Annotated in this window: 3 protein-coding genes; 2 read left to right on the top strand and 1 reads right to left on the bottom strand. The window is 63.0% G+C overall.

Going from position 1 to position 2,560, the window contains the following annotated elements; translation table 11 throughout:
• Together ACLP9N_RS36925 and ACLP9N_RS36920 are read left to right on the top strand one after the other, a co-directional pair.
• Positions 1-180, top strand: a 180-nt coding sequence (locus ACLP9N_RS36925) for a hypothetical protein (RefSeq protein ID WP_442412031.1), incomplete at its 5' end; no start/stop codon positions are given.
• Positions 181-1,037: 857 nt separating this feature from the next.
• A complete protein-coding gene (locus tag ACLP9N_RS36920) occupies positions 1,038-2,315 on the top strand; it encodes an NRAMP family divalent metal transporter (RefSeq protein WP_442412030.1) in 1,278 nt (425 codons plus the stop codon).
• A gap of 5 nt (positions 2,316-2,320) precedes the next feature.
• Here the strand turns inward: ACLP9N_RS36920 and ACLP9N_RS36915 are convergent.
• Positions 2,321-2,560, bottom strand: a 240-nt coding sequence (locus ACLP9N_RS36915) for a hypothetical protein (protein WP_442412029.1), incomplete at its 5' end; no start/stop codon positions are given.

The raw sequence follows: 2,560 nt of genomic DNA, 5'->3' as shown, positions 1-2,560 counted from the left end.
GGCATCGGCACTCCAATGGCCCCGCTCAACCAGACATTTCAGCTGAACCAGGGGGGCCAGCAACAGTTGAACTTCGCGCCCGAGCTCCCGACGGGCACGCTTTGGAATGTCACCATAACCTGCACTGACCCCGTCCAAAACCAATCCGGGACTATCTACAACCAACCGATGCCGTTCTGACCACTTCACCACGAATGACCGGAATCGGCGAGAATCGTCCGGTTGTCGCCGGATTTTCGATCGTGCCAATCTACTTGTCCCACAAGCTCGTTAGGCAAAGATCGACGTTGTAAGGTCATGGAGTCTGGTAATTTTGGTCGCGGTTCCCGCCCGCCGCACGTCAGAGCCTATTTTCAAGGTGATTTCAGTCGAGCCCAGCGGTCCGACGAAGAGCGGCGCTTTCCCGCAGGAATTTTCCCCGCGGCGACGCCGCAACCTTTAGTCCGCTTGTTTCTCCTGGTCAGGTCACTAGAGCAGGGCGGTACAGCGGAAATCTGTCTGCGGTAGCGTTGGTACTGGACTTGCGAAACCGCTAATCGCAGCGTCTTGTAGGGATGGAAGCAAGCGGTGAGGACTCATCCCAATTGACGTCCTCCAGGCGGCGGGTTGCCGTACTAGCGGAAATGATCGCAGCTGGTGCCGTGCTCCTGCACTGCACCGCCGCGCCACCACCTCCTGCGGCCACACCGTGACCGTCTGCCGCCGCGTCGCCGTCTGCCAGCGCGCCACCAGCACCTGCCGGTGCGACCGTTCACCCGGTCCGTCCAACCTGTGGTAACCGGCCGAATAGGCACCCTGGCCTGCGCGCCAAACCGACACGGCCAGCTGCTGCGACCGGAATCGCGAGACAAGATCTGATAGACCTCGTTTGTCTAGATTCGGTGCAGATCTTCGCGGTTGTCTTGCTCGGCCGGGCATTAGCAGGCTCGCGCTAAGAACCGTCAACTATCCTGATTAGGTTAGGCTAGCCTTTAGGTTCTCAGCGCGGCTTCTCGTTTCGGCGCACCGGGCACACAAGGTAAGGGGCGTAGACGTTCGTGGCGGCGCAGATCATCGACAAAGCGGACAAAGCGAAAGCCCCGTCGCGCTTAGGGTGGCTGCGATTCGGGATGCTGGCCGTATGGGGGCCGGGTCTGGTGGTGATGCTGGCCGACACCGACGCTGGGTCGGTGATTACCGCGGCCCAGTCCGGTGCCCAGTGGGGCTATCGGATGGTGCTGCCGCAAGTCATCTTGATTCCGATCCTTTATGCCGTTCAGGAGATGACCGTTAGGCTCGGCATCGTCACCGGTCAGGGTCACGGGGCGCTGATCCGCGCGAGGTTCGGTCGTGGCTGGGCGTGGGTGTCGGCGTTTACTTTGTTCGCCTCGGCGATCGGGGCGCTGTTGACCGAGTTCGCCGGTATCGGCGGCGTGGGCGAACTGTTCGGCGTGTCGCGGTGGCTGACCGTTCCTGTCGCCACTGCTGCGCTGCTGGCGCTGATGCTCACCGGGAGTTACCGGCGCGTCGAACGGATCGGGATCGCCGTTGGTGCCGCCGAACTGGCGTTCCTGGTCGCCATGGTCATGTCCGGCCCGCATCTGAACGCGCTAGTGCACGGTTTGGGGTCAATACCACTGAGCGACTCGTCGTATCTGCTTTTGCTGGCGGCCAACGTGGGCGCGGTGATCATGCCGTGGATGGTGTTCTACCAGCAGGGGGCGGTGGTCGACAAGCAGCTGACCGCCACCACCATCAGGCAGTCGCGCCACGACACCGCCTTTGGCGCCGTACTGACCCAGGTGATCATGATCGCCGTGGTCATCACCGTGGCGACGACCATCGGCACACACAATCCCGGAGCCAGCCTGAACACCGTCGGCCAAATCTCTGAGGCGCTCACCCCCTATCTAGGGCGGGCCGGCGGCGCCGTGGTGTTCGGCGTGGGCATGCTCGGCGCGGCCCTGGTGGCGGCCATCGTGGCCTCCCTGGCAGGAGCCTGGGGTCTGTCGGAGGTATTCGGCTGGCGGCACACCCTCAACGAGCGGCCTGACCGCTCAACCGCAAAGTTCTACATCACCTACGCACTGGCCCATATCGTGGGTGCAGCACTAGTGCTCGCCAGCGTCGACTTGGTGAACCTAGCCATCGACGTCGAGGTCATGAACGCCTTGCTGCTGCCGATCGTCCTCGGCCTGCTGCTGACGCTCGAGGCCAAAGCGCTGCCTCCGCAATGGCGGATGCGAGGACTACGCAAATACAGCACCTGGAGCATGTGCCTGCTCGTCATCGCATTCGGCCTCTACATGGTGCCGCGCACCCTCGGCTTGATCTAACAGCACTACTCGGCTTTCTCGAGGTCTCGCGCTTCGGCACCAGTTCCGCGGCGATTCCATTCCTCTGCCGGCGAAAGCAGACGCGCCAACAACTTGCCCGTGAGCCAGGATTGATCGGCGGCGGCGGGCTCGGCGAGTTCGCTGGCCAGGCCTGGCGGATCGGGCTGATGGGCCACGCTGCCCGGGACCGCTCCGTGGTCGCGCTGCTCGGCGCGGTGGATGATCTGCTCGACTAGTCCGGATAT

The sequence above is a fragment of the Mycobacterium sp. genome (assembly GCF_052144515.1).
GTDB lineage: Bacteria > Actinomycetota > Actinomycetes > Mycobacteriales > Mycobacteriaceae > Mycobacterium.
This window is presented reverse-complemented; position numbering and strand designations above follow the sequence as displayed.